The sequence below is a fragment of the Streptomyces violaceoruber genome (genome assembly GCF_033406955.1).
Taxonomy (GTDB): Bacteria; Actinomycetota; Actinomycetes; order Streptomycetales; family Streptomycetaceae; genus Streptomyces; species Streptomyces violaceoruber.
The window spans coordinates 6678233-6697668 of record NZ_CP137734.1; the positions used below are offsets into that span (position 1 = coordinate 6678233).

The window sequence follows — 19436 nt, forward strand, 5'->3', positions numbered from 1 at the left end:
ACGGCTTTCAAGATTTCTTTCCTGTGGGGTGACTCGGCATGAACCTGGAGCTCAGCGACGAGCAGACCGCCGTACGGCAGCTCGCCCGGGACTTCGTGGAGCGGGAGATCGCCCCCCATGTCGTCGAGTGGGACCGCGCCGAGGAGGTGGACCGCTCCCTGGTGAAGAAGCTCGGCGAGGTCGGCTTCCTCGGCCTCACGATCGACGAGCAGTACGGCGGCAGCGGCGGCGACCACCTCGCGTACTGCCTGGTCACGGAGGAGCTGGGGCGCGGCGACAGCTCCGTGCGCGGGATCGTCTCGGTCTCCCTCGGCCTGGTCGCCAAGACCATCGCCGCCTGGGGCGACGAGGAGCAGAAGCGGCGCTGGCTGCCGGGGCTCACCTCCGGCGAGTACGTCGGCTGTTTCGGCCTCACCGAGCCCGGTACGGGGTCGGACGCCGGGAACCTCACCACCCGCGCGGTCCGGGACGGCGACGACTACGTCGTCAACGGCACCAAGATGTTCATCACCAACGGCACCTGGGCCGACGTCGTCCTGCTCTTCGCCCGCTCCACCGACGCCCCCGGCCACCAGGGCGTCTCCGCCTTCCTCGTGCCCACCGACACCCCCGGTCTGACCCGGCGCACCATCCACGGCAAGCTCGGGCTGCGCGGCCAGGCCACCGCCGAACTGGTCCTGGAGGACGTCCGCGTGCCCGCCTCCGCGATGCTCGCGCCGGAGGGCAAGGGATTCTCGGTGGCCATGTCGGCCCTCGCCAAGGGGCGGATGTCGGTGGCCGCCGGCTGCGTCGGCATAGCCCAGGCCGCGCTGGACGCGGCCGTGCGGTACGCGGGCGAGCGGGAGCAGTTCGGCAAGACCATCGCCCACCACCAGCTCGTGCAGGAACTGATCAGCGACATCGCCCTCGACGTGGACGCGGCCCGGCTGCTGACCTGGCGGGTCGCCGACCTGATCGACCGCGGGCAGCCCTTCGCCGTCGAGTCCTCCAAGGCCAAGCTCTTCGCCTCGGAGGCCGCCGTGCGCGCCGCCAACAACGCCCTCCAGGTCTTCGGCGGCTACGGCTACATCGACGAGTACCCGGCCGGCAAGCTGCTGCGCGACGCCCGCGTGATGACGCTCTACGAGGGCACCAGTCAGATCCAGAAGCTGGTCATCGGGCGTGCGCTGACCGGGGTTTCGGCCTTCTGACCACCGGGGTCTGAGTACGCGAACTGAGTACGACGGCGGATGTGGCGCGGGCCACGTCCGCCGACTCTTGTCCCCATGAGCGACACACCGGTCAAGCAGCAGAACACGGCGGCCTTCTACGGGCAGGCCGTCGCCTCGTTCGCGGTGGCCATGGCCGCCACCGCCATCGGCATCTACCAGCTCCAGGCCGACGCCTGGGTGCGCGCCTTCCTCGCGATCGCCGTCCTGTACCTCGTCACCTCGGCCTTCACCCTCGCCAAGATCATCCGGGACCGCCAGGAGGTCGGCCAGATAGTCAGCCGGGTCGACCAGGCGCGCCTCGACAGGATCCTCGTCGAGCACGACCCCTTCCAGAAGCCGGGCGGCACCCCTGCGGGCCAGCGCCCCTAAGCAACCGCTCACCTTCGGCGGTATGGTGGTGCTCCTGTCACCGAGAGGGGCGAACAAGCGATGAGTACGGCGGCCGAGACGACGGGCGGCGACATCGAGCCGTGGGAAGAGGTCACGCCCGACGCGGCCCGGCGGCTCCTGGTGGCCGCCGTGGAGGCGTTCGCCGAACGCGGGTACCACGCGACCACGACCCGCGACATCGCCGGACGGGCCGGCATGAGCCCGGCCGCGCTCTACATCCACTACAAGACCAAGGAAGAGCTGCTCCACCGGATCAGCCGCATCGGCCACACCCGGGCGGTGGCCATCCTGCGCTCCGCGGCCCAGGGCGAGGGCAGTGCGGCCGAACGGCTCGCCGACGCCGTGAGCTCCTTCGTCCGCTGGCACGCCGGGCGGCGTACGACCGCGCGGGTCGTGCAGTACGAGCTGGACGCCCTCGGTCCCGAGGCCCGGGAGGAGATCCTCACGCTCCGCCGGCAGTGCGACGCCGCGGTCCGCGGCATCATCGACGACGGCGTGGCCGCGGGCGAGTTCGACGTGCCGGACGTCAAGGGCACCACGCTGGCCGTGCTCTCCCTCTGCATCGACGTGGCCCGCTGGTTCAACGTGAACGGCCCCCGCACGCCCGACGAGGTCGGCGCGCTCTACGCCGACCTCGTGCTGCGCATGGTGGGTGCCGAACCGTCCGGGGCGACGGCTCAGAGGTAGTAGCGCGAAACCGACTCGGCGACGCACACCGGCTTGTCGCCGCCCTCGCGCTCCACGGTGAAGGCGACGCTCACCTGGATCCCTCCCTTGACGTCCTCGACGCCGGTGATGACCGCCGTGGCGCGCAGCCGCGAGCCGACCGGGACGGGGGAGGGGAAGCGGACCTTGTTGGTGCCGTAGTTGACGCCCATCTTCACGCCGTCGACCCGGATCAGCTGCGGTCCGAAGAGCGGGAGCAGCGACAGGGTCAGATAGCCGTGCGCGATGGTGCCGCCGAACGGGCCCGCGGCCGCCCTCTCCGGGTCCACGTGGATCCACTGGTGGTCGCCGGTCGCCTCGGCGAACAGGTCGATCCGCTTCTGGTCGACCTCCAGCCAGTCGGTGTACCCCAACTGCTCGCCCACCGCCGCCTTCACCTCGTCGGCGGACGCGAAGATCCTCGGCTCTGCCATGTTCCGGCCTCTCTGCTCGCTCACCCGGTGCGCTCGTTTCTAAGCGACTGCTTAGCATGGTCTGCCCGTGGCGCGCCTGTCAACGGACCGGACCGGTCCGCGCGGGCGATCGGGTCGGTAGGGTTCGAGGGGTGCCTCAGATTCCAGAGAAGATCCAAGAGCTCACGGTCGGCCAGCTCGCCGACCGCAGCGGCGCCGCGGTCTCCGCCTTGCACTTCTACGAGTCCAAGGGTCTGATCACCAGTCGTCGCACCTCGGGCAACCAGCGGCGCTTCGCCCGTGACGCGCTGCGCCGGGTCGCCTTCGTCCGTGCGGCGCAGCGGGTCGGCATCCCGCTGGCCACGATCCGCGAGGCGCTCGCCGAACTGCCGGAGGGGCGCACGCCCACCGAGGACGACTGGGCCCGGCTCTCCGAGTCCTGGCGCTCCGAGCTGGACGAGCGCATCAAACAGCTCAACCGGCTGCGCGACCACCTCACCGACTGCATCGGCTGCGGCTGCCTGTCCCTGGAAACCTGCGTCCTGTCCAACCCCGACGACGCCTTCGGCGAACGCAGTGCGGGCTCCCGCCTGCTCGTGGAGCGCCGCGGCTCCACCGCCAGGGGCGGCCGGGCGCCGAGCCGCGCCCGGGAACCGGAAGTGCCGTGCTGCGGCGACTGACCGCGCGGTGACCCTGGCCCGGTCGTCAGTCGTGGCCCCGGGGCGCTGCGGCTTCACCGGCAAGTGCGGCCGCGGTCGAGCCGTGCCCGGGGTCCGGAGGTGCCGTGCTGGGGCGGCTGGCCGTGCGGTGGCCCTGGCTGGGTCGTCAGTCGTGGCCCCGGGGCGCTGCGGCTTTACCGGCAAGTGCGGCTGGGTGCCGAGCTGCGTCCGGGGTCCGGAGGTGCCGTGCTGGGGCGGCTGGCCGTGCGGTGGCCCTGGCTGGGTCGTCAGTCGTGGCCCCGGGGGCGCTGCGGCTTTACCGGCAAGTGCGGCTGGGTGCCGAGCTGCGTCCGGGGTCCGGAGGTGCCGTGCTGGGGCGGCTGGCCGTGCGGTGGCCCTGGCTGGGTCGTCAGTCGTGGCCCCGGGGGCGCTGCGGCTTTACCGGCAAGTGCGGCCGCGGTCGAGTCGTGCCCGGGGACCGGAGGTGCCGTGCTGGGGCGGCTGGTCGTGTGGTGACCCTGGCTGGGTCGTCAGTCGTGGCCTCGGCGGGCCGCGGCCCACTCCCTCGTCCCCGCGGTCACCAGCTCGGCGTTGGAGGCGGCCCGGCCGCCGTCCGGCAGGCGCAGGGTGTCCTCCAGGCCGATCCGGGTCGCCAGGCCCAGCCGGCCCGCCAGGCGCAGCACCGGCCAGGCGCCGCCCTCCTCGCCGTGCAGCAGGACGGGGCGGCCGTGGGCCGTGCCGAGGCGGGCCAGCAGGGCGTGCGCGGAGTCCCGCGCGGCCGCCGGGTCGGGGTCCGTCACCTCCGCCAGCACCCGCAGGACCCTCGGCCCGAGCGGTGAGCGCCGGAACAGGGCCGCCCCCTCCGTGCCGGACCAGATGCCCGCCTCCACCGCGACCCCGCGTTCGATCAGCGCGGCGGCGACCTCCTCGGCGCCCGGCTCGTGCCAGTTGACCGAGGCGTGGTCGGGCAGCGCCGTCCAGCTCCGGATCCGCGCGACCCGGGCCGCCGGACCGGGCTCGGCCCAGGCGCCCGTCGTGACGCCGACCGGCACCGACGCCGGGACCCGCGCCCTGATCGCCTCCAGCGTCGCCGCGAGCACGCGCGGCGACAGCGTGTCCCGCCCGCACGGTGTCTTCGGGTGGACGTGGACGTCGGTGGCTCCGGCGGCGACCGCTTCGGCCACCGAGTCGGCGACCGCCTCCGGCGACAGCGGCACCACGGCACCGTCGGCGCTCGTCCGCGCCCCGTTCACACACAGCTGCACCATTCCCCCATGGTGCCGGGCGCCACCGACAGCGCCCGCCGGACCCGGTGCCGTACCGGCCACCGGGGGTGCGGCATCCCCGGCACACACCCCCTCGGTCGGCTACGCCGACATCAGCAGCCGTCCCCGCCGGGCGTCCGCGCGCGCGTCGGGGGTGAGGACGGGCCGCGGCACCAGGATGCCGCAGTCCGAGCAGACGGGGCCCGTCGAGGGTTCGTGGTCCAGGTCGTACTTCCAGACGAGGCGGTCCCCGTCGCACACCGGGCACACGGCGCCCGGCTCACGCTCCAGCGCGGAGATCAGCCGGCGCAGCACCTCCGCCAGCGGTCCGTCGGGATGGACCCGGGGGTCGTCGCACCAGGCCACTCCGAACCCGCCCCAGGTCAGCCGGTGCCAGTCGTCCACGCTGCCCGGCCTGCGCAGCCCGTCGTGCTTCTCCTTCCTGCGCCGCTCGGCGAAGGCGACCTCGTAGGCCAGCCACACCGAACGCGCCTCCTCCAGCTCCTCCAGTGCGGCCACGAGCCGCGCTGGGTCGGGGGAGCGGTCCTCGGGACCGAACCCGGCCCGGGAGCAGAGATGGTCCCAGGTCGCCCTGTGCCCATAAGGGGCGAATCGCTCAAGGCACTTGCGCAGCGAATAGCGCCGCAGCGCCAGGTCGCACCGTGGATCGCGGACCTGTCTCGCCAGACTTCGGAAACCGGCCATCGCCCTGCACCTCCGTCACACCTTCACCTGTACTCGGGTCACTTCGGCGTCGCCGTACGGACGTCGCCGAATAGACGTATCGACAACCGATTCGGCTCCATCCGATTTCCGATGCCCCCCATAAGCCGATCCACCCGCTCCCAAAAAGTGACGCATGTTCACCTTCCCACTCGGGGATACCGGCGGTAACGTCCCGCCACACCCCCGTCGGGAGGAGCTGCCATGCCACGGCGCACCCCACGCAACGCCCTCGACAGACTGAGAACTCCCCGCGGCTTCCACGGGTTCCTGAAGACCGCATCCGTATGCGCCCTCGTTGCCGGACTTTTGTCACCGCTTTCCCCGGCGATGGCCGCCGGGAACGCGACCGCCGAGGTCACGGCCGCCGAAGCGGCCCCCAACGACCACTGCGGCGGCCAGTGTTCCGACATCCTGCCGCCCGGCCAGAACGGCGACGCCACCCTCGCCCAGATCCTCCTCAACCAGGCCTTCGGCACCCAGCCCGCGCACGCCGAGGACCAGCTGGGCCCCTACGCGAACCTCGCCACCGGCTACTCCGGCCTCACCAACGACAAGATCAACACCTTCTTCAACGACGCCTCCTTCGGCGTCCCGGACGGCCAGGCCGCCTCCACCGTCCGCCCCGCCGGACGCGACGACGTCACCATCGTCCGCGACAAGAAGACCGGCGTGCCGCACATCACCGGCACCACCCGCTACGGCACCGAGTTCGGCGCCGGCTACGCGGCCGCTCAGGACCGGCTCTGGCTCATGGACCTCTTCCGGCACGTCGGACGCGGCCAGTTGACCCCGTTCGCCGGCGGCGCCCCCGCCAACCAGGGCCTGGAGCAGCAGTTCTGGCGCAGTGCCCCCTACACCGAGGCGGACCTGGAGGCGCAGATCGAGAGCGCCGCCGCCAAGGCCGGGGAACGCGGCGAGCTGGCCCTGGCCGACGTGGACGCCTACGTCGCCGGTGTCAACGCCTACATCGACGCCTCCGACAAGGGCCGCTACTTCCCCGGCGAGTACGTCCTGACCGGCCACAAGGACGCCATCACCAACGCCGGCACCATCGAGCACTTCAAGCGCTCCGACCTGATCGCGCTGGCCTCCGTCATCGGCTCCCTCTTCGGCGCGGGCGGCGGCGGCGAGGTCAACAACGCGCTCTCCCTCCTCGCCGCCCAGGAGAAGTACGGCGTCGCCGAGGGCACCGAGGTCTGGGAGTCCTTCCGCCAGCGCAACGACCCCGAGGCCGTCCTCACCCAGCAGGACGGCAGTTTCCCCTACCTGCCCACCCCGGACGACCCGCAGGGCCTCGCCCTGCCCGACGCCGGGTCGGTCGAGCCGGAACCGCTGGTGTACGACCGTACGGGCAGTGCCGGGGCGGCGGGCGCGACCGGTGCCTCCGCCAAGTCCGCGGAAGCGGCGGTGACCTCGGCGCGGCGCGGCATGTCCAACGCCCTGGTCGTCAGCGGCGAGCACACCGCGAGCGGCCACCCGGTCGCCGTCTTCGGACCCCAGACCGGCTACTTCGCGCCGCAACTGCTCATGCTCCAGGAGATCCAGGGCCCCGGCATCAGCGCCCGCGGCGCCTCCTTCGCGGGCCTGAGCATGTACGTCGAACTCGGCCGCGGCCAGGACTACGCCTGGAGCGCGACCACCTCCGGCCAGGACATCATCGACACCTACGCGGTCGAGCTGTGCCAGGACGACTACCACTACCTCTACCGCGGCACCTGCACGCCCATGGAGAAGGTCGAGCGGCACAACGCCTGGAAGCCCACCGTCGCCGACTCCACCGCGGCCGGCTCCTACACGATGCGCGTCTGGCGCACCAAGTACGGACCGGTCGAGTCCCGGGCCACGGTCGGCGGCAAGAAGGTCGCCTACACCACCCTGCGCTCCTCCTACCTCCACGAGGCCGACTCCATCATCGGCTTCCAGATGCTGAACGACCCGGACTACCTCAACAGCCCCGAGCGCTTCCAGGGCGCCGTCCAGCACATCAACTACACCTTCAACTGGTTCTACGCCGACTCCGAGCACACCGCGTACTACAACAGCGGCGACAACCCGGTGCGGGCCGACGGCGTCGACGCCGAGTTCCCGGTCTGGGCCCGGTCCGCGTACGAGTGGCAGGGCTGGGACCCGGCCGACAACACCGCCCGGTACACCGGCGCGTCCGCCCACCCGCAGTCGGTCGACCAGGACTACTACATCTCCTGGAACAACAAGCAGGCCAGGGACTACCCGGCCGCCTCCTGGGGCAACGGCTCCGTGCACCGCGGCAACCTGCTCGACGACCGGGTGAAGAAGCTGGTCGAGGGCGGCGGCGTCACGCGCACCGCGCTGGTGAAGGCCATGGCCGAAGCGGCCCTCGCCGACCTGCGGGCCGAGGACGTCCTGCCCGACCTGCTGAAGGTGGTCGAGTCCGCGCCGGTGACCGACCCGGCGGCGAAGACGGCCGTGGCCGGGCTGAAGGCGTGGCTGTCCGCGGGCGGCCTGCGCGCGGAGACCTCGGCGGGCTCGAAGAAGTACGCCCACGCCGACGCGATCCGCACCCTGGACGCCTGGTGGCCGCTGCTGGTGAAGGCCGAGTTCGAACCCGGGCTGGGCACCGACCTGTACACCGCCCTCACCCGCAACCTGCCCGTCGACGAGTCCCCGTCCGCCGCCCACGGCCCGACCGGCGCCCACGCCGGCAGCGCCTTCCAGTACGGCTGGTGGAGCTATGTCGACAAGGACATCCGATCCGTGCTCGGTGAGTCCGTCAAGGGTCCGCTGGCGCGTCCGTACTGCGGCGGCGGCGACCTCGCCGCCTGCCGGGACTCCCTGGTCTCCACCCTGAAGGAGGCGGCGGGCCGCACGGCCGCCCAGGTCTATCCCGGCGACGACAACTGCTCGGCGGGGGACCAGTGGTGCGCCGACTCGGTGATCCACCGCACCCTAGGAGGCATCAAGCACGGCGGCATCAGCTGGCAGAACCGGCCGACCTACCAGCAGGTCGTGGAGTTCACCTCCCACCGGTGACCGGCCGGTCCGGCGGTCACCGGTAGAGCAGGTACTGGCGGCGGGTCCTTCTGAACGCCGCCAGTTCCCTCTCCCAGCCGTGCACCACCTCGTCGGTGTCCGCGCCCGCGTCGATCATCGTGCGTACCCGGGTGGACCCGGTGAGCTTGTCGATCCAGTTGTCCGACCGCCAGGCGAAGCCGTCCCAGGCCTGCCTGGCGGTCACCAGGAGGGCGATTCCGGTGCGCACCGGGTCGAACGCGGCCCGGTCGTGCACGTGGAGCTGCACACCGCCGACGGTCTTCCCCTGGAACTTGGAGAAGGTGGGCGCGAAGTACGCCTCCCTGAAGCGCACTCCCGGCAGGCCGACGTCGTTCGCGGCGGCGGCCCAGCCTCCGTCGATGCCCTCGGCGCCCAGCAGTTCGAACGGGCGGGTGGTGCCGCGCCCTTCGGAGAGGTTCGTGCCCTCGAACAGGCAGGTCCCCGAGTACACCAGCGCGCACTCCGGCGTGGGCATGTTCGGGCTCGGCGGCACCCAGGGCAGCCCGTAGGCGTCGTAGAACTCCGACCGCTTCCAGCCCGTCATCGTCACCGTCTCCAGCGGCACCGGCGACGGCAGGAACTCGCCGTTGAAGAGCAGCGCCAGCTCGGCGACCGTCATGCCGTGCGCCTGCGCGATCGGCTGCCGCCCGACGAAGGTCGCGAACTCCTTGTGCAGGACCGGGCCGAGGGCCTCCCGTCCGGTCACCGGGTTCGGGCGGTCCAGGACCACGAACCGCTTCCCCGCGAGCCCGGCCGCCTCCATGCAGTCGAACAGCGTCCAGATGTACGTGTAGAAGCGCGCGCCCACGTCCTGGATGTCGAAGACGACGGTGTCCACGCCGGACGCCGTGAACACGTCAGCGAGCGGCTGCCCGCTCTTCAGGTACGTGTCGTAGACCGGCAGCCCGGTGGCGGGGTCGTCGTAGCGGCCCTCGGAGCCGCCCGCCTGCGCCGTACCGCGGAAGCCGTGCTCGGGGCCGAAGACGGCGGTCAGGTTCACCCGGTCGTCGGCGTGCATGACGTCGACGATGTGGCGCACGTCCCGGGTGATGCCGGTCGGGTTGGTGACGACGCCGACCTTCTGTCCGTCGAGCCGGGCGTAGCCGTCGTCGGCGAGGCGCTCGAAGCCGGTGCGCAGCCGGCGGCCGGCGCCTCCGTGGCCCGCGGGTGCCGCGTGGGCCGTGCCCGCCGCCGTGGCAGCGGTGGTGCTGGCCGCCACCGCGGCCGTCGTGGCGAGCAGGTTCCGTCTGGACAGCGTCATGCGGTGACCTCCGTGATCGCGGCGGGTGTCATGCGCACGCACGCTAACCCGCACTCCCCGGCGCGGGGAATGGAGTAGACCGCGGTTCGCCTCTTCCGTACGACATACCGACTGGTTAGTCTGGCGCTGCAACAGGGGGCGAGCAGTGCCCGAGCAGTGCCCGAGTCGTGCCGAAGGAGACCGATGGTGGAAGCCGTCCAGGATGCCGGAGTCGTCGTCACCGGGGCGGGAGGCGGCATCGGGGCCGCGCTGGCCCGCCGCTTCGCCGCCGAGGGAGCCAGGGTCGTCGTCAACGACCTGGACGCGGCCCGGGCGAAGGACGTCGCCGACGAGATCGGCGGCATCGCGGTCCCCGGCGACGCCTCGGCGATCGTCGCCGAGGCGCGTGCGGCGCTGGGCGGCACGGTCGACGTGTACTGCGCCAACGCGGGCGTCGGGTCCGAGGGTTCGCAGGCCGCGGGGGAGGCCGTCTGGGCGCTCGCCTGGGACGTCAACGTCATGGCCCACGTGCGGGCGGCCCACGAGCTGCTCCCCGACTGGCTGGAGCGCGGCAGCGGCCGCTTCGTCTCCACCGTGTCGGCCGCCGGGCTGCTCACCATGATCGGGGCCGCCCCCTACAGCGTCACCAAGCACGGCGCGTACGCCTTCGCCGAGTGGCTGTCCCTGACCTACCGCCATCGCGGGATCAAGGTGCACGCCATCTGTCCGCAAGGGGTGCGCACCGACATGCTGGCCGCCAGCGGCAGCGCGGGCGACCTGGTGCTGCGGCCCACCGCGATCGAACCGGCGGACGTCGCGGACGCCCTGTTCCAGGGCATCGAGGAGGACCGCTTCCTCATCCTGCCGCACCCCGAGGTGGCCGGGTACTACCAGGCCCGGGCGGCCGACCCCGACCGCTGGCTGCACGGCATGAACCGGCTCCAGCGGCAGTGGGAGGAGACGACCGCCCGGTGACCCCCGCCGGGGCGCACGCCCCGGCCCGGGCCGCCCTGCCCGACGCGCCGGGGACGGCAAGTGGGAAGATCCTCCGTCGGGAACCGCGTTCCCACAGGCATCAGGACGGACACGGAACGCACGGAACGGACCGTGCAACGGAAAGGCAGGTGACGGCAGTGCCCAGGACCACGGACGGGGACGGCACTCCGGTGCCGCAGCGGCTCCTGGCCGCCGCCACCCGGCTCTTCGCCGAGCAGGGCTACGACCGCACCTCGGTACAGGAGATCGTCGAGGCGGCGGGCGTCACCAAGGGCGCGCTCTACCACTACTTCGGCTCCAAGGACGACCTTCTGCACGAGGTGTACGCGCGCGTGCTGCGCCTCCAGCAGGAACGCCTGGACGCCTTCGCGGACGCCGACGAGCCGGTCGAGAAGCGGGTGCGGGACGCGGCGGCCGACGTCGTCGTCACGACCATCGAGAACCTCGACGACGCGTCGATCTTCTTCCGCTCCATGCACCAGCTCAGCCCGGAGAAGAACAAACAGGTGCGCGCGGAGCGCCGGCGCTACCACGAGCGCTTCCGCGCGCTGATCGAGGAGGGGCAGCGGACCGGCGTCTTCACCAAGGAGATTCCGGCCGACCTGGTGGTGGACTACCACTTCGGGTCCATCCACCACCTGTCCACCTGGTACCGCCCCGACGGGCCGCTCAGCCCGCAGGAGGTCGCCGACCACCTCGCCGGCCTGCTGCTGCGCGCCCTGCGCCCCTGAGGCGCCCGCCTCACCGGTACTTCTTGAGCTCCCTGCGGGCCAGCGAGCGCTGGTGCACCTCGTCGGGACCGTCGGCGATCATCAGCGTCCGGGCGCCCGCGTACAGCTCGGCCAGCGGGAAGTCCTGACTCACGCCGCCCGCGCCGTGCAGCTGGATCGCCCGGTCGATGATGCCGACCACGGCGCGGGGCGTGGCGATCTTGATGGCCTGGATCTCGGTGTGCGCGCCCCGGTTGCCGACCGTGTCCATCAGCCAGGCCGTCTTCAGCACCAGCAGCCGCAGCTGCTCGACGGTGACCCGGGCGTCCGCGATCCAGTTGTGGACCACGCCCTGCTGGGCCAGCGCCTTGCCGAAGGCTTCGCGGGACACCGCGCGGCGGCACATCAGCTCGATCGCCCGCTCGGCCATGCCGATCAGCCGCATGCAGTGGTGGATCCGGCCGGGACCGAGCCGGGCCTGGGCGATGGCGAACCCGCCGCCCTCCTCGCCGATCAGGTTCGACACCGGCACGCGCGCGTGGTCGAAGGTCACCTCGGCGTGGCCGCCGTGGTAGTGGTCCTCGTAGCCGAACACCTGCATGGCCCGGTCGACCGTCACCCCGGGCGTGTCGCGCGGGACCAGCACCATCGACTGCTGGCGGCGGATGTCCTCGCCGTCGGGGTCCGTCTTGCCCATCACGATGAAGATCTTGCAGTCCGGGTTCATCGCCCCGGAGATGTACCACTTGCGGCCCGTGACGACGTACTCGTCGCCGTCGCGTTCGATGTGCGTGGTGATGTTCGTGGCGTCGGAGGAGGCCACCTCCGGCTCCGTCATCGCGAACGCGGACCGGATCTCCCCGGCGAGCAGGGGCTCCAGCCACTGCTTCCGCTGCGCCTCGTCGGCGAACTGGGCCAGCACCTCCATGTTCCCGGTGTCCGGCGCCGCGCAGTTCGTCGCCGTCGGCGCCAGCTGCGGGCTGCGGCCGGTGATCTCGGCGAGCGGGGCGTACTGGAGGTTGGTGAGGCCGGCGCCGTGCTCGGCGTCGGGCAGGAACAGGTTCCACAGGCCCTGGCGGCGGGCCTCGGCCTTGAGGTCCTCCACGACCTGCGGGGTGTCCCAGGGGGAGGCGAGGCGGGCGCGCTGCTCGTGGGCGACCTGCTCGGCCGGGTAGACGTACTCGTCCATGAAGGCGAGCAGCCGGGCGCGGAGTTCCTCGGTGTGTGCGTCGTACGCGAAGTCCATGCGGGTCAGCCCTTCTGAAGGGTGGTCAGGCCGTGCTCGATGAAGACGGGGACGAGGTCGCCGATGCGGTCGAAGCCGCGGCCGACCGTCTGGCCCAGCGTGTAGCGGTAGTGGATGCCCTCCAGGATCACGGCGAGCTTGAACCACGCGAACGCGGTGTACCAGGCGACCGTGGAGACGTCGCGTCCCGAGCGGGCGGCGTACCGCTCGACCAGCTCGGCGGGAGCGGGGTGGCCGGGGGCCTGGGCGGTGGTGGAGACGGGGGAGTCGGGCATGCCGAGCGGGCTGCTGTACATCACCAGCAGGCCCAGGTCGGTCAGCGGGTCGCCGAGAGTGGACATCTCCCAGTCCAGGATCGCCCGGATCTCGTCGCCCTCGCCGCCGATCAGGACGTTGTCGAGGCGGTAGTCGCCGTGGACGACGGTCGGGGCGGGGGAGCGGGGCAGTTCCCGGCCGAGCGTGGCGTGCAGCTCGTCGATGCCGGCCAGGTCGCGGTTGCGGGAGGCGTCGAGCTGCTTGGCCCAGCGGCGGAGCTGGCGGTCCAGGAAGCCCTCGGGGCGGCCGAAGTCCGCGAGGCCCACCTCGGCGGGGTCCACCGCGTGCAGTCCGACCAGCGTGTCGACGAGGTTCAGCACGGCGGCGCGGGTGCGCTCGGGGCCGAGGGGGGCGAGCTGCTCGGAGGTGCGGTACGGGGTGCCGTCCACGAACTCCATCACGTAGAAGGGTGCTCCCAGCACCTCCTCGTCCTCGCACAGCAGTACCGGGCGCGGCACGGGCACGTCGGTCGGGTGCAGGGCGCTGATGACGCGGTGCTCGCGCCGCATGTCGTGCGCGGTGGCCAGGACGTGGCCGAGCGGGGGGCGTCGCACCACCCAGCGGGCGGTGCCGTCGGTGACGGCGTAGGTGAGGTTCGACCGTCCGCCCTCGATCAGCCGGCCGGACAGCGGGCCGGTCACCAGGCCGGGCCGCTCGCGGTCGAGCAGGACGCGCAAGCGGTCGAGATCGAGTCCGGGCGGGTGGTCGGGGCTCATCGGCTCTCCCTGGGACAGGTGAACAGTACCCGACACATGATGCCGACCGGTCGGTATGCCGTCCAGTGGGTGGGTGGAACGTGATCGGTGTTACGGGGGAGGGCGGGTACGGACCTCATCGGACCGCATGCCTTCACAGGACGAGGAGCGCCCCGCAGACGGCGAGGGCGAGTGTGCACAGGGCCGCCGCGGCGGCGTGCGGCGGGGGGAGGGCGGGGGGTCTGTTGGCCGAGGCGAGGGTGCGGATGCGGCCGTGGGCGATCAGGAGGAAGGCCAGCCAGAGGACGCAGCAGAGGGAGACGGCGAGTACCGAGAGGGGTGTGGCCCCGCCGTGCAGCGCGGCCTTCGCGGCGAGCACGGCGACGACCGTGCCGGACAGGGTGGTGCGGCGCCAGGCGAGTCGGGTGCGCTCGGGCTGGAGCCCGGGGTCGCGGTCCGGGGGTGCCGCGTCGGGTGCCGCGTCGGCCCCGTTCACGCTCAGACCTCCCAGCCGACGAGGACCACGACGACCATGACGACGGCGACCACGGCCACGACCAGGCTGAGCAGCGCCGGGAAGCGGGAGACGGGGAGGTCCTCGCCCCGGCGCATGGCGCGCTCGCAGCGCGCCCAGTGGTTCACCGCGCGCAGCGAGCACAGCACGCCCGCGGCGAGCAGCGCGAGCGCGAGGCCGACCCGCCAGCCCCAGCGCAGGTCGGGCAGGAACTGATCCACCGCGAATCCGCCGCCGATCAGGGCGAGGGCGGTACGCAGCCAGGCCAGGAACGTACGCTCGTTGGCCAGCGAGAACCGGTAGTCGGGGGTGGTTCCCTCCCGCCGCACCTCCGCAGGCACGAACCACAGCCGAATGCTCCGCACGAATCCGATCATTCGGGGACCATATCCGGCACCCGCCGCGGGTGCCTGCGGCGGCCTGTGCGGGTGCGGTGGGGGTGCGCGTAGCGCGGCTTGTCCGGTGGGTGGGTCGGGGGCGCGCCGGGGGGTGTCCGTCCTCGGAACGGCGCGGAATCGGTTGGCTACGGAGGCTCGGGGCGTTGACGCGCCAACCGCTGCGGGCGGACACCCCCCGACACGCCCCCTCCTCGCCGTACGCGGCTCTCCCCGCCCACGCTCCGGGTACCCCTCCTCGCCGTACGCGGCTCTCCCCGCCCTCGCTCCGCGTCCCCGTCCCGCCGTACGCGGCTCTCCCCGCCCACGCTCCGCGTCCCGCTTCTCGCCGTACGCGGCTGCTGGCCGGCCTCGCTCCGCGTCCCGCTCATCGCCGTACGCGGCTGACCGCCCGTCCCCGCCCCGGCTGCGGGCCGCCGCCGCTATGCCGCCGCCGCTGCGGGCAGTCGTGCCGCTGGGGCGGCACGGGTGGGCGCAGCGGCACCCCGCAACGCCGGGCCGCGTCCCCCCTCGCGCCCGCACCCGCCCCGGGTGCCGGGACCACGCCGGGTCACGCGGCACCCCGTGGGTCACCCGACCGGCCCCGGCCCACTCGCCCCCCGCCAAGCCCGCAGCCGCGCATACGCCGACAAACCGTCCGGCACGAACTCCCACTCCCCGAGCCGTCCCTCCAGCTCCGCCTCCGGCAGGAACCCGTGCCACGCCACCTCCTCCACCTGAGGAGACACCGCCCCCGCCACCCGCACCTCGTACACCGCCGACCACCACGTCCGCCCGGCCCCGTCGTCGTACAGGAACTTGAACAGGAACTCCGGGCGCGGCAGTCCGCTCACCCCCAGTTCCTCCTCCGCCTCCCGCAGCGCCGCGTCGTCGTAGGATTCGCCCGCGCCGACCACCCCGCCGACGAACATGTCGTACAGCGCGGGAAACACCAGCTTCGTCGCCGTGCGGCGGTGGACGAAGACCCGCCCCTCGGGGTCCCGGGCCCACACGAACACGCACCGGTGCCGCAGCCCCTGCGCGTACGCGTCGCCACGACGGGCCTGTCCGACGACGCGGTCGTTCTCGTCGACGATGTCGAGGATCTCGTCAGCAGAGCTCATCAGCCCATCCAAGCAGCAGACGCCGCAGGCCTCAGCTCCGCTCCAGCGCCCGTTCGCGCCCGCTCTCGCCCGTGCCCTGCGGCATCGCCGGGTGCAGGCCCAGCAGGACGATGCCCGCCACGACCGCCGCGAGGCCGCCCGCCTGCCAGGCGAGCGCCCCGGCGTCGGTGCGCAGGCGGTCGCCGAGGAAGCCCACCCCGCAGGCGATGCCCGCGAGCGGCTGGGCCGCCGTCAGCGCGGGCAGCGACCTGCGCAGGGGCGCCGTCTCGAAGGCGCTCTGGACCAGGACCAGGCCGGTGATCCCGAGCACCGCCACGGCGTACGGCTGCCAGCTCGTCAGCACTTCCGCGAGGCCGCCCGCCGAGAAGCGTCGGCCGCTGACCCGGGTCAGCGCGTCCTGCACCCCGTACACCAGGCCGGCGGCCAGTGCCAGGAGGGTCGGGCCCCAGGTCAGCCGCAGGCGGGCGGCGCAGAGAGTGAGCAGGAGGGCCAGGCCCAGCATGATGCCGACGATCAGCCAGTGCCGCAGCGGGTCGGTCACCGCACTGCCCCCGCGCGGCTCGCCCGCCAGGATGAACGCGGTCACCCCGCCGGCGAGCAGTGCCAGACCGGCCCAGCCCTGGCGTCCCAGCGGCTGCCGGGTCTGGATGCGGGAGAGGGCGAGGGCGAAGAGGAGATTCGTCGCCAGGAGGGGTTCGACGAGGGTCAGTTCGCCGCCGCCCAGCGCGATCGCGCCGAGGACCAGACCGGCCACCATCAGGCCCATGCCGGCCAGCCAGCGCGGCACCCGGACGAGGTCGAGCAGCAGGCGGGGCGAGAGGAAGTCGCCCAGCGGGGCGCGCTGGGCCGCGTTCTGCTGGAGGACGAAGCCGAAACCCAGACAGCATGCGGCGCACACGGCGAGGACCAGGACGAGAACCGACACGCTGCGTACCTCGATCGTCAGTCGGGTCACGGGGGCGTCGGGGACGACTCTAGTGCGGGCGGGCGACGGATGCCGGACGAGTGGCGCATTCGGGGGCGGGGCCGCGGCGGGTGCCCGGAGCGGCGACGAGGGGGTGGTGAGGGAGCAAGTTCCCCTGCTGTCACGTGAGTTGACGCGTGTAACAGGCTGACTCCTCTTGACGTCAAGCATTGGCTGCCGGTTTGCTGTGCGTGATCAGTTCATGGCAATCCGGTCATGGCAGTCCGGCTACGACGACCTACCGCGTCGCGTGAGGAAGTTTCCCGCGGTGTCCCCACCCCCGCCTCCCCTCGGCCGCGGCCGCAAACGCGCGGCCCAGGCCTTCGACGAGGCCCTCGACGACGCCGAACTCGTCGCCGCACGTGCGGCGTTGGCCCAGGGGCGGTGGCAGTCCGTCCGCTCGCTGCTGGTCCACACGGGTGACGACTGGGACCGCCGGGGCCACCGGGTGGCCGTTCTCGCCAAGGAGTCCCACTGCGCCCCCTGGGCCCGCGAGTGGCTGCTCGCCGAGCCCGACTCCGCCGACGCGTCGGTACTGCTCGCCCACGCCCTGGTGCACCGGGCCCTGCGCGGGAAGGAGAAGCCGGACCGGGTCCGCGAGGCGTGCCGGGCCGCTGCCGCCCTCGTGCCGGACGACCCCACGCCCTGGCTCGGGCTCCTCGTGCTGGAACGCTCCCTGGGCGCCGACGAGGATGTCATCCGGGTCTTCGACGAGGTGCGCGGACGGTACGCCGACCACCACCACGCCCACCACCTGATGGTGGCCGGGCTCGCCGAGCGCGGCGGCGACGGCGGCCCCGACCCGCTGCACGAGGTGTACGACTTCGCCAACTGGGCCGCCGAGCAGGCACCCGCCGACTCCCCGCTGGCCATCCTCCCGGTCGTCGCGCACGCCGAGCGCTACCGCGTGCTGGCCGCCGCGGGCCACGAGTCCCCCGACCCGCGGGCCTCGGGGCACTGGGTCGGCCGGCGCGCCCGGCTGGTGATGAAGGCGGCCTTCGACTGGTGGCTGGAGTGGGAGCAGGACGGTCACCCGCGCCGGCTGATCGACCTCAACTTCCTCGCCCACGCCAAGTCCTGCGAGGGCCGCGGCGCCGAGGCCGCCGCCCTGTTCCACCGCATCGGCGAGCACGCCACGCCGGCCCCGTGGTCGTACCCGGACCGCGACCCGTTCTCCGCCTTCCGTGCCGCCCGCGCGGGCGCGCTCGGCACGGCCTGACCGCCCGAAAGACCCGACGCACACACCCACAAGAGACACGAGAGAAGGACGTCCTCCGATGACCACGGGCAGTTCGAGCACGAGCAGTTCCGCGAGCGGTGGCGCCATCAGCACGTTCAAGGGCGAGGAGCGCGCGCTGCGCGCCGACCGGCTGGGCACGGGAGGGCTGCTCCTGTCCGTGCTCGCCGCCACCGCCCCGCTGATGGTGGTCGCGGGCGTCATGCCCACCACCTTCGCGGTCATGGGCATCGTCGGGCAGCCACTGCTCTTCGTGGTGCTGGGCGTGGTGCTGATCCTGTTCAGCATCGGATACGCCGAGATGAGCCGGCACGTCCACAACGCGGGCGCCTTCTACGCCTACATCTCCCGCGGGCTCGGCGGCACCGCCGGCGCGGGCGCGGCCCTGGTCGCGCTGGTCGCCTACAACGCCCTCCAGGTCGGCATCTACGGCATCTTCGGCTTCGAGGTCTCCGGCCTGCTCGCCACCTACGCCGACCTCGACGTGGCCTGGTGGATCCCGGCCCTGCTGGCGGTGCTCGCCGTCGGCGCGCTGGGGTGGCTGAAGATCGACGTCAATGCGCGGGTGCTCGGCGTACTGCTGCTCATCGAGGTCGTGCTGGTGGTGGTGTTCGACATCGCCGCCGTCACCGACCCGGGGGCCCAGGGGCTGTCGCTGCATGCCTTCGACCCGGACACCCTCAGCGGCGCCGGGGTCGGCACCGCGCTCTGCTTCTGCATCGCCGCCTTCCTCGGCTTCGAGCAGGCGCCCGTGTACGCCGAGGAGACCAGCCGGCCCCACGTGCTCGTTCCGCGTGTCATGTTCCTGGCGGTCGGCGGGGTGGCCGTCTTCTTCGCGCTCAGCAGCTGGGCCCTGACCGTGGCCACCGGCCCGGACAAGATCGTCGGCACCGCGCAGGAGCAGAGCGCCGGACTGCTGTTCTTCCTGACCGAGTCACGGCTCGGCGACACCTTCACCGACGTGCTGCACGTCCTGTTCGTCACCGGGATGTTCGCCGCGCTGCTGAGCTTCCACAACGTCGTCGCCCGGTACGCGTTCGCCATGGGGCGCGAGGGGCTGCTGCCCGCCGCCTTCGGGCGGACCAGCGGCACCAGCGGCGCGCCCGGTACCGGCTCGCTGCTCCAGACCGCCGTGTCCGCGGTCGTCGTCATCGGCTTCGCGATCGCCGACGACAAGCCGAACGGCGACCCCACCGAGCCCGTACTGCACCTGTTCACCTGGGGCGGCAACATCGGGGCCCTCGGCGTGATCGTGCTGATGGCCGCCGCCTCGTTCTCCGTCGTGGCCTTCTTCGTCCGGCGCGGCGCCGCCGGGGCCCAGAGGGTGCGCCTGGTCACCTCCACCGTCGCGGGCATCGCCCTGCTGGTGATCGCCGGGTACACGGTCAAGGACTTCGACGTCCTCGTCGGCGCGGGACCCGGCTCCGCCCTGAGCCGGGTGCTGCCCGGCATCATCGGCCTGGCCGCCGTCGCGGGCGTGGTGCAGGGCCTCGTCCTGCGCTCCCGGGCGCCCGAACGGCACGCCCGCATCGGCCAGGGCAACGAGGCGTTCCAGCTGGACAAGGCCGCGTCCTCCTGACCCGGGCGGGCGCGGGGGACCGCCCGGACCCGACGCCTCCGGG

The 19436-nt window shown here is 72.7% G+C and carries 19 protein-coding genes; 9 read left to right on the top strand and 10 right to left on the bottom strand.

All coding sequences use genetic code 11. The features are described 5' to 3' along the window. Positions 1–38: 38 nt before the first annotated feature. From R2E43_RS29890 to R2E43_RS29900, 3 genes are all read left to right on the top strand, one after another. Complete coding sequence (locus tag R2E43_RS29890; RefSeq protein ID WP_136207473.1) at positions 39–1190, top strand: acyl-CoA dehydrogenase family protein; 1152 nt, start codon at positions 39–41, stop codon at positions 1188–1190. Between the two features lie 75 nt (positions 1191–1265). Beyond that, on the top strand, positions 1266–1580 hold the full coding sequence (locus tag R2E43_RS29895) for a YiaA/YiaB family inner membrane protein (protein ID WP_003977125.1): 315 nt from the start codon (positions 1266–1268) through the stop codon (positions 1578–1580). A 60-nt stretch (positions 1581–1640) separates the two neighbouring features. Next, positions 1641–2288 carry a TetR/AcrR family transcriptional regulator gene (locus tag R2E43_RS29900; RefSeq protein ID WP_003977126.1) on the top strand — a complete coding sequence of 216 codons (648 nt, stop codon included), beginning with the start codon at positions 1641–1643 and terminating at the stop codon, positions 2286–2288. Here R2E43_RS29900 and R2E43_RS29905 read toward each other — a convergent pair. Continuing rightward, positions 2279–2740: a MaoC family dehydratase gene (locus R2E43_RS29905; protein WP_003977127.1), complete on the bottom strand. Its 462-nt coding sequence runs from the start codon at positions 2738–2740 to the stop codon at positions 2279–2281. The two genes, R2E43_RS29900 and R2E43_RS29905, sit on opposite strands and share 10 nt — an antisense overlap. A 131-nt stretch (positions 2741–2871) precedes the next feature. Here R2E43_RS29905 and soxR point away from each other — a divergent pair, with 131 nt between their 5' ends. Beyond that, positions 2872–3399: a redox-sensitive transcriptional activator SoxR gene (gene soxR / locus R2E43_RS29910; RefSeq protein ID WP_003977128.1), complete on the top strand. Its 528-nt coding sequence runs from the start codon at positions 2872–2874 to the stop codon at positions 3397–3399. A gap of 509 nt (positions 3400–3908) precedes the next feature. On the opposite strand, the gene R2E43_RS29915 is transcribed toward soxR, so the two are convergent. Next, entirely contained in the window at positions 3909–4646 is a 738-nt protein-coding gene (locus R2E43_RS29915) for a 3-keto-5-aminohexanoate cleavage protein (protein WP_030868058.1), read from the bottom strand. Positions 4647–4745: 99 nt separating this feature from the next. Next, on the bottom strand, positions 4746–5348 hold the full coding sequence (locus R2E43_RS29920; protein ID WP_003977130.1) for a hypothetical protein: 603 nt from the start codon (positions 5346–5348) through the stop codon (positions 4746–4748). A gap of 222 nt (positions 5349–5570) precedes the next feature. Between R2E43_RS29920 and R2E43_RS29925 the strand changes: the two genes are divergently transcribed. Continuing rightward, the gene (locus R2E43_RS29925; RefSeq protein WP_332056721.1) at positions 5571–8378 is read left to right on the top strand and encodes a penicillin acylase family protein; all 2808 of its coding nucleotides are present in this window, start codon (positions 5571–5573) and stop codon (positions 8376–8378) included. Between the two features lie 16 nt (positions 8379–8394). On the opposite strand, the gene R2E43_RS29930 is transcribed toward R2E43_RS29925, so the two are convergent. After that, on the bottom strand, positions 8395–9660 hold the full coding sequence (locus tag R2E43_RS29930; RefSeq protein ID WP_332056722.1) for an exo-beta-N-acetylmuramidase NamZ family protein: 1266 nt from the start codon (positions 9658–9660) through the stop codon (positions 8395–8397). 183 nt (positions 9661–9843) lie between these two features. Between R2E43_RS29930 and R2E43_RS29935 the strand changes: the two genes are divergently transcribed. Further along, entirely contained in the window at positions 9844–10614 is a 771-nt protein-coding gene (locus tag R2E43_RS29935) for an SDR family oxidoreductase (protein WP_003977133.1), read from the top strand. Positions 10615–10772: 158 nt separating this feature from the next. Continuing rightward, positions 10773–11366 carry a TetR/AcrR family transcriptional regulator gene (locus tag R2E43_RS29940; protein WP_030868049.1) on the top strand — a complete coding sequence of 198 codons (594 nt, stop codon included), beginning with the start codon at positions 10773–10775 and terminating at the stop codon, positions 11364–11366. A gap of 10 nt (positions 11367–11376) precedes the next feature. Here R2E43_RS29940 and R2E43_RS29945 read toward each other — a convergent pair whose 3' ends face one another. The 6 genes from R2E43_RS29945 to R2E43_RS29970 form a co-directional block, all read right to left on the bottom strand. Further along, positions 11377–12591 (bottom strand): acyl-CoA dehydrogenase, encoded by a 1215-nt coding sequence (locus R2E43_RS29945; RefSeq protein WP_016325870.1) that lies wholly within the window; start codon positions 12589–12591, stop codon positions 11377–11379. A gap of 5 nt (positions 12592–12596) precedes the next feature. Next, positions 12597–13622 (bottom strand): phosphotransferase family protein, encoded by a 1026-nt coding sequence (locus tag R2E43_RS29950; RefSeq protein ID WP_011027920.1) that lies wholly within the window; start codon positions 13620–13622, stop codon positions 12597–12599. A gap of 133 nt (positions 13623–13755) precedes the next feature. Next, complete coding sequence (locus R2E43_RS29955) at positions 13756–14097, bottom strand: DUF202 domain-containing protein (RefSeq protein WP_011027919.1); 342 nt, start codon at positions 14095–14097, stop codon at positions 13756–13758. 2 nt (positions 14098–14099) lie between these two features. After that, positions 14100–14492, bottom strand: a complete 393-nt coding sequence (locus R2E43_RS29960) for a YidH family protein (protein WP_003977138.1) — start codon at positions 14490–14492, stop codon at positions 14100–14102. Positions 14493–15079: 587 nt separating this feature from the next. Beyond that, positions 15080–15613, bottom strand: a complete 534-nt coding sequence (locus tag R2E43_RS29965; RefSeq protein WP_332056723.1) for an NUDIX hydrolase — start codon at positions 15611–15613, stop codon at positions 15080–15082. A gap of 31 nt (positions 15614–15644) precedes the next feature. Further along, positions 15645–16538: a DMT family transporter gene (locus tag R2E43_RS29970; RefSeq protein WP_189283996.1), complete on the bottom strand. Its 894-nt coding sequence runs from the start codon at positions 16536–16538 to the stop codon at positions 15645–15647. Between the two features lie 307 nt (positions 16539–16845). Here R2E43_RS29970 and R2E43_RS29975 point away from each other — a divergent pair, with 307 nt between their 5' ends. After that, positions 16846–17796 (top strand): tetratricopeptide repeat protein, encoded by a 951-nt coding sequence (locus tag R2E43_RS29975; protein WP_003977141.1) that lies wholly within the window; start codon positions 16846–16848, stop codon positions 17794–17796. Between the two features lie 58 nt (positions 17797–17854). Then, a complete protein-coding gene (locus R2E43_RS29980) occupies positions 17855–19393 on the top strand; it encodes an APC family permease (RefSeq protein WP_003977142.1) in 1539 nt (512 codons plus the stop codon). The last annotated feature ends 43 nt before the right edge of the window (positions 19394–19436 follow it).

Coding starts and splice junctions, on each gene's coding strand:
- R2E43_RS29890 (WP_136207473.1), top strand. CDS start 39: ATGAACCTGGAGCTCAGCGACGAGCAGACCGCCGTACGGCAGCTCGCC.
- R2E43_RS29895 (WP_003977125.1), top strand. CDS start 1,266: ATGAGCGACACACCGGTCAAGCAGCAGAACACGGCGGCCTTCTACGGG.
- R2E43_RS29900 (WP_003977126.1), top strand. CDS start 1,641: ATGAGTACGGCGGCCGAGACGACGGGCGGCGACATCGAGCCGTGGGAA.
- R2E43_RS29905 (WP_003977127.1), bottom strand. CDS start 2,740: ATGGCAGAGCCGAGGATCTTCGCGTCCGCCGACGAGGTGAAGGCGGCG.
- R2E43_RS29915 (WP_030868058.1), bottom strand. CDS start 4,646: ATGGTGCAGCTGTGTGTGAACGGGGCGCGGACGAGCGCCGACGGTGCC.
- R2E43_RS29920 (WP_003977130.1), bottom strand. CDS start 5,348: ATGGCCGGTTTCCGAAGTCTGGCGAGACAGGTCCGCGATCCACGGTGC.
- R2E43_RS29925 (WP_332056721.1), top strand. CDS start 5,571: ATGCCACGGCGCACCCCACGCAACGCCCTCGACAGACTGAGAACTCCC.
- R2E43_RS29930 (WP_332056722.1), bottom strand. CDS start 9,660: ATGACGCTGTCCAGACGGAACCTGCTCGCCACGACGGCCGCGGTGGCG.
- R2E43_RS29935 (WP_003977133.1), top strand. CDS start 9,844: ATGGTGGAAGCCGTCCAGGATGCCGGAGTCGTCGTCACCGGGGCGGGA.
- R2E43_RS29945 (WP_016325870.1), bottom strand. CDS start 12,591: ATGGACTTCGCGTACGACGCACACACCGAGGAACTCCGCGCCCGGCTG.
- R2E43_RS29950 (WP_011027920.1), bottom strand. CDS start 13,622: ATGAGCCCCGACCACCCGCCCGGACTCGATCTCGACCGCTTGCGCGTC.
- R2E43_RS29960 (WP_003977138.1), bottom strand. CDS start 14,492: ATGATCGGATTCGTGCGGAGCATTCGGCTGTGGTTCGTGCCTGCGGAG.
- R2E43_RS29965 (WP_332056723.1), bottom strand. CDS start 15,613: ATGAGCTCTGCTGACGAGATCCTCGACATCGTCGACGAGAACGACCGC.
- R2E43_RS29980 (WP_003977142.1), top strand. CDS start 17,855: ATGACCACGGGCAGTTCGAGCACGAGCAGTTCCGCGAGCGGTGGCGCC.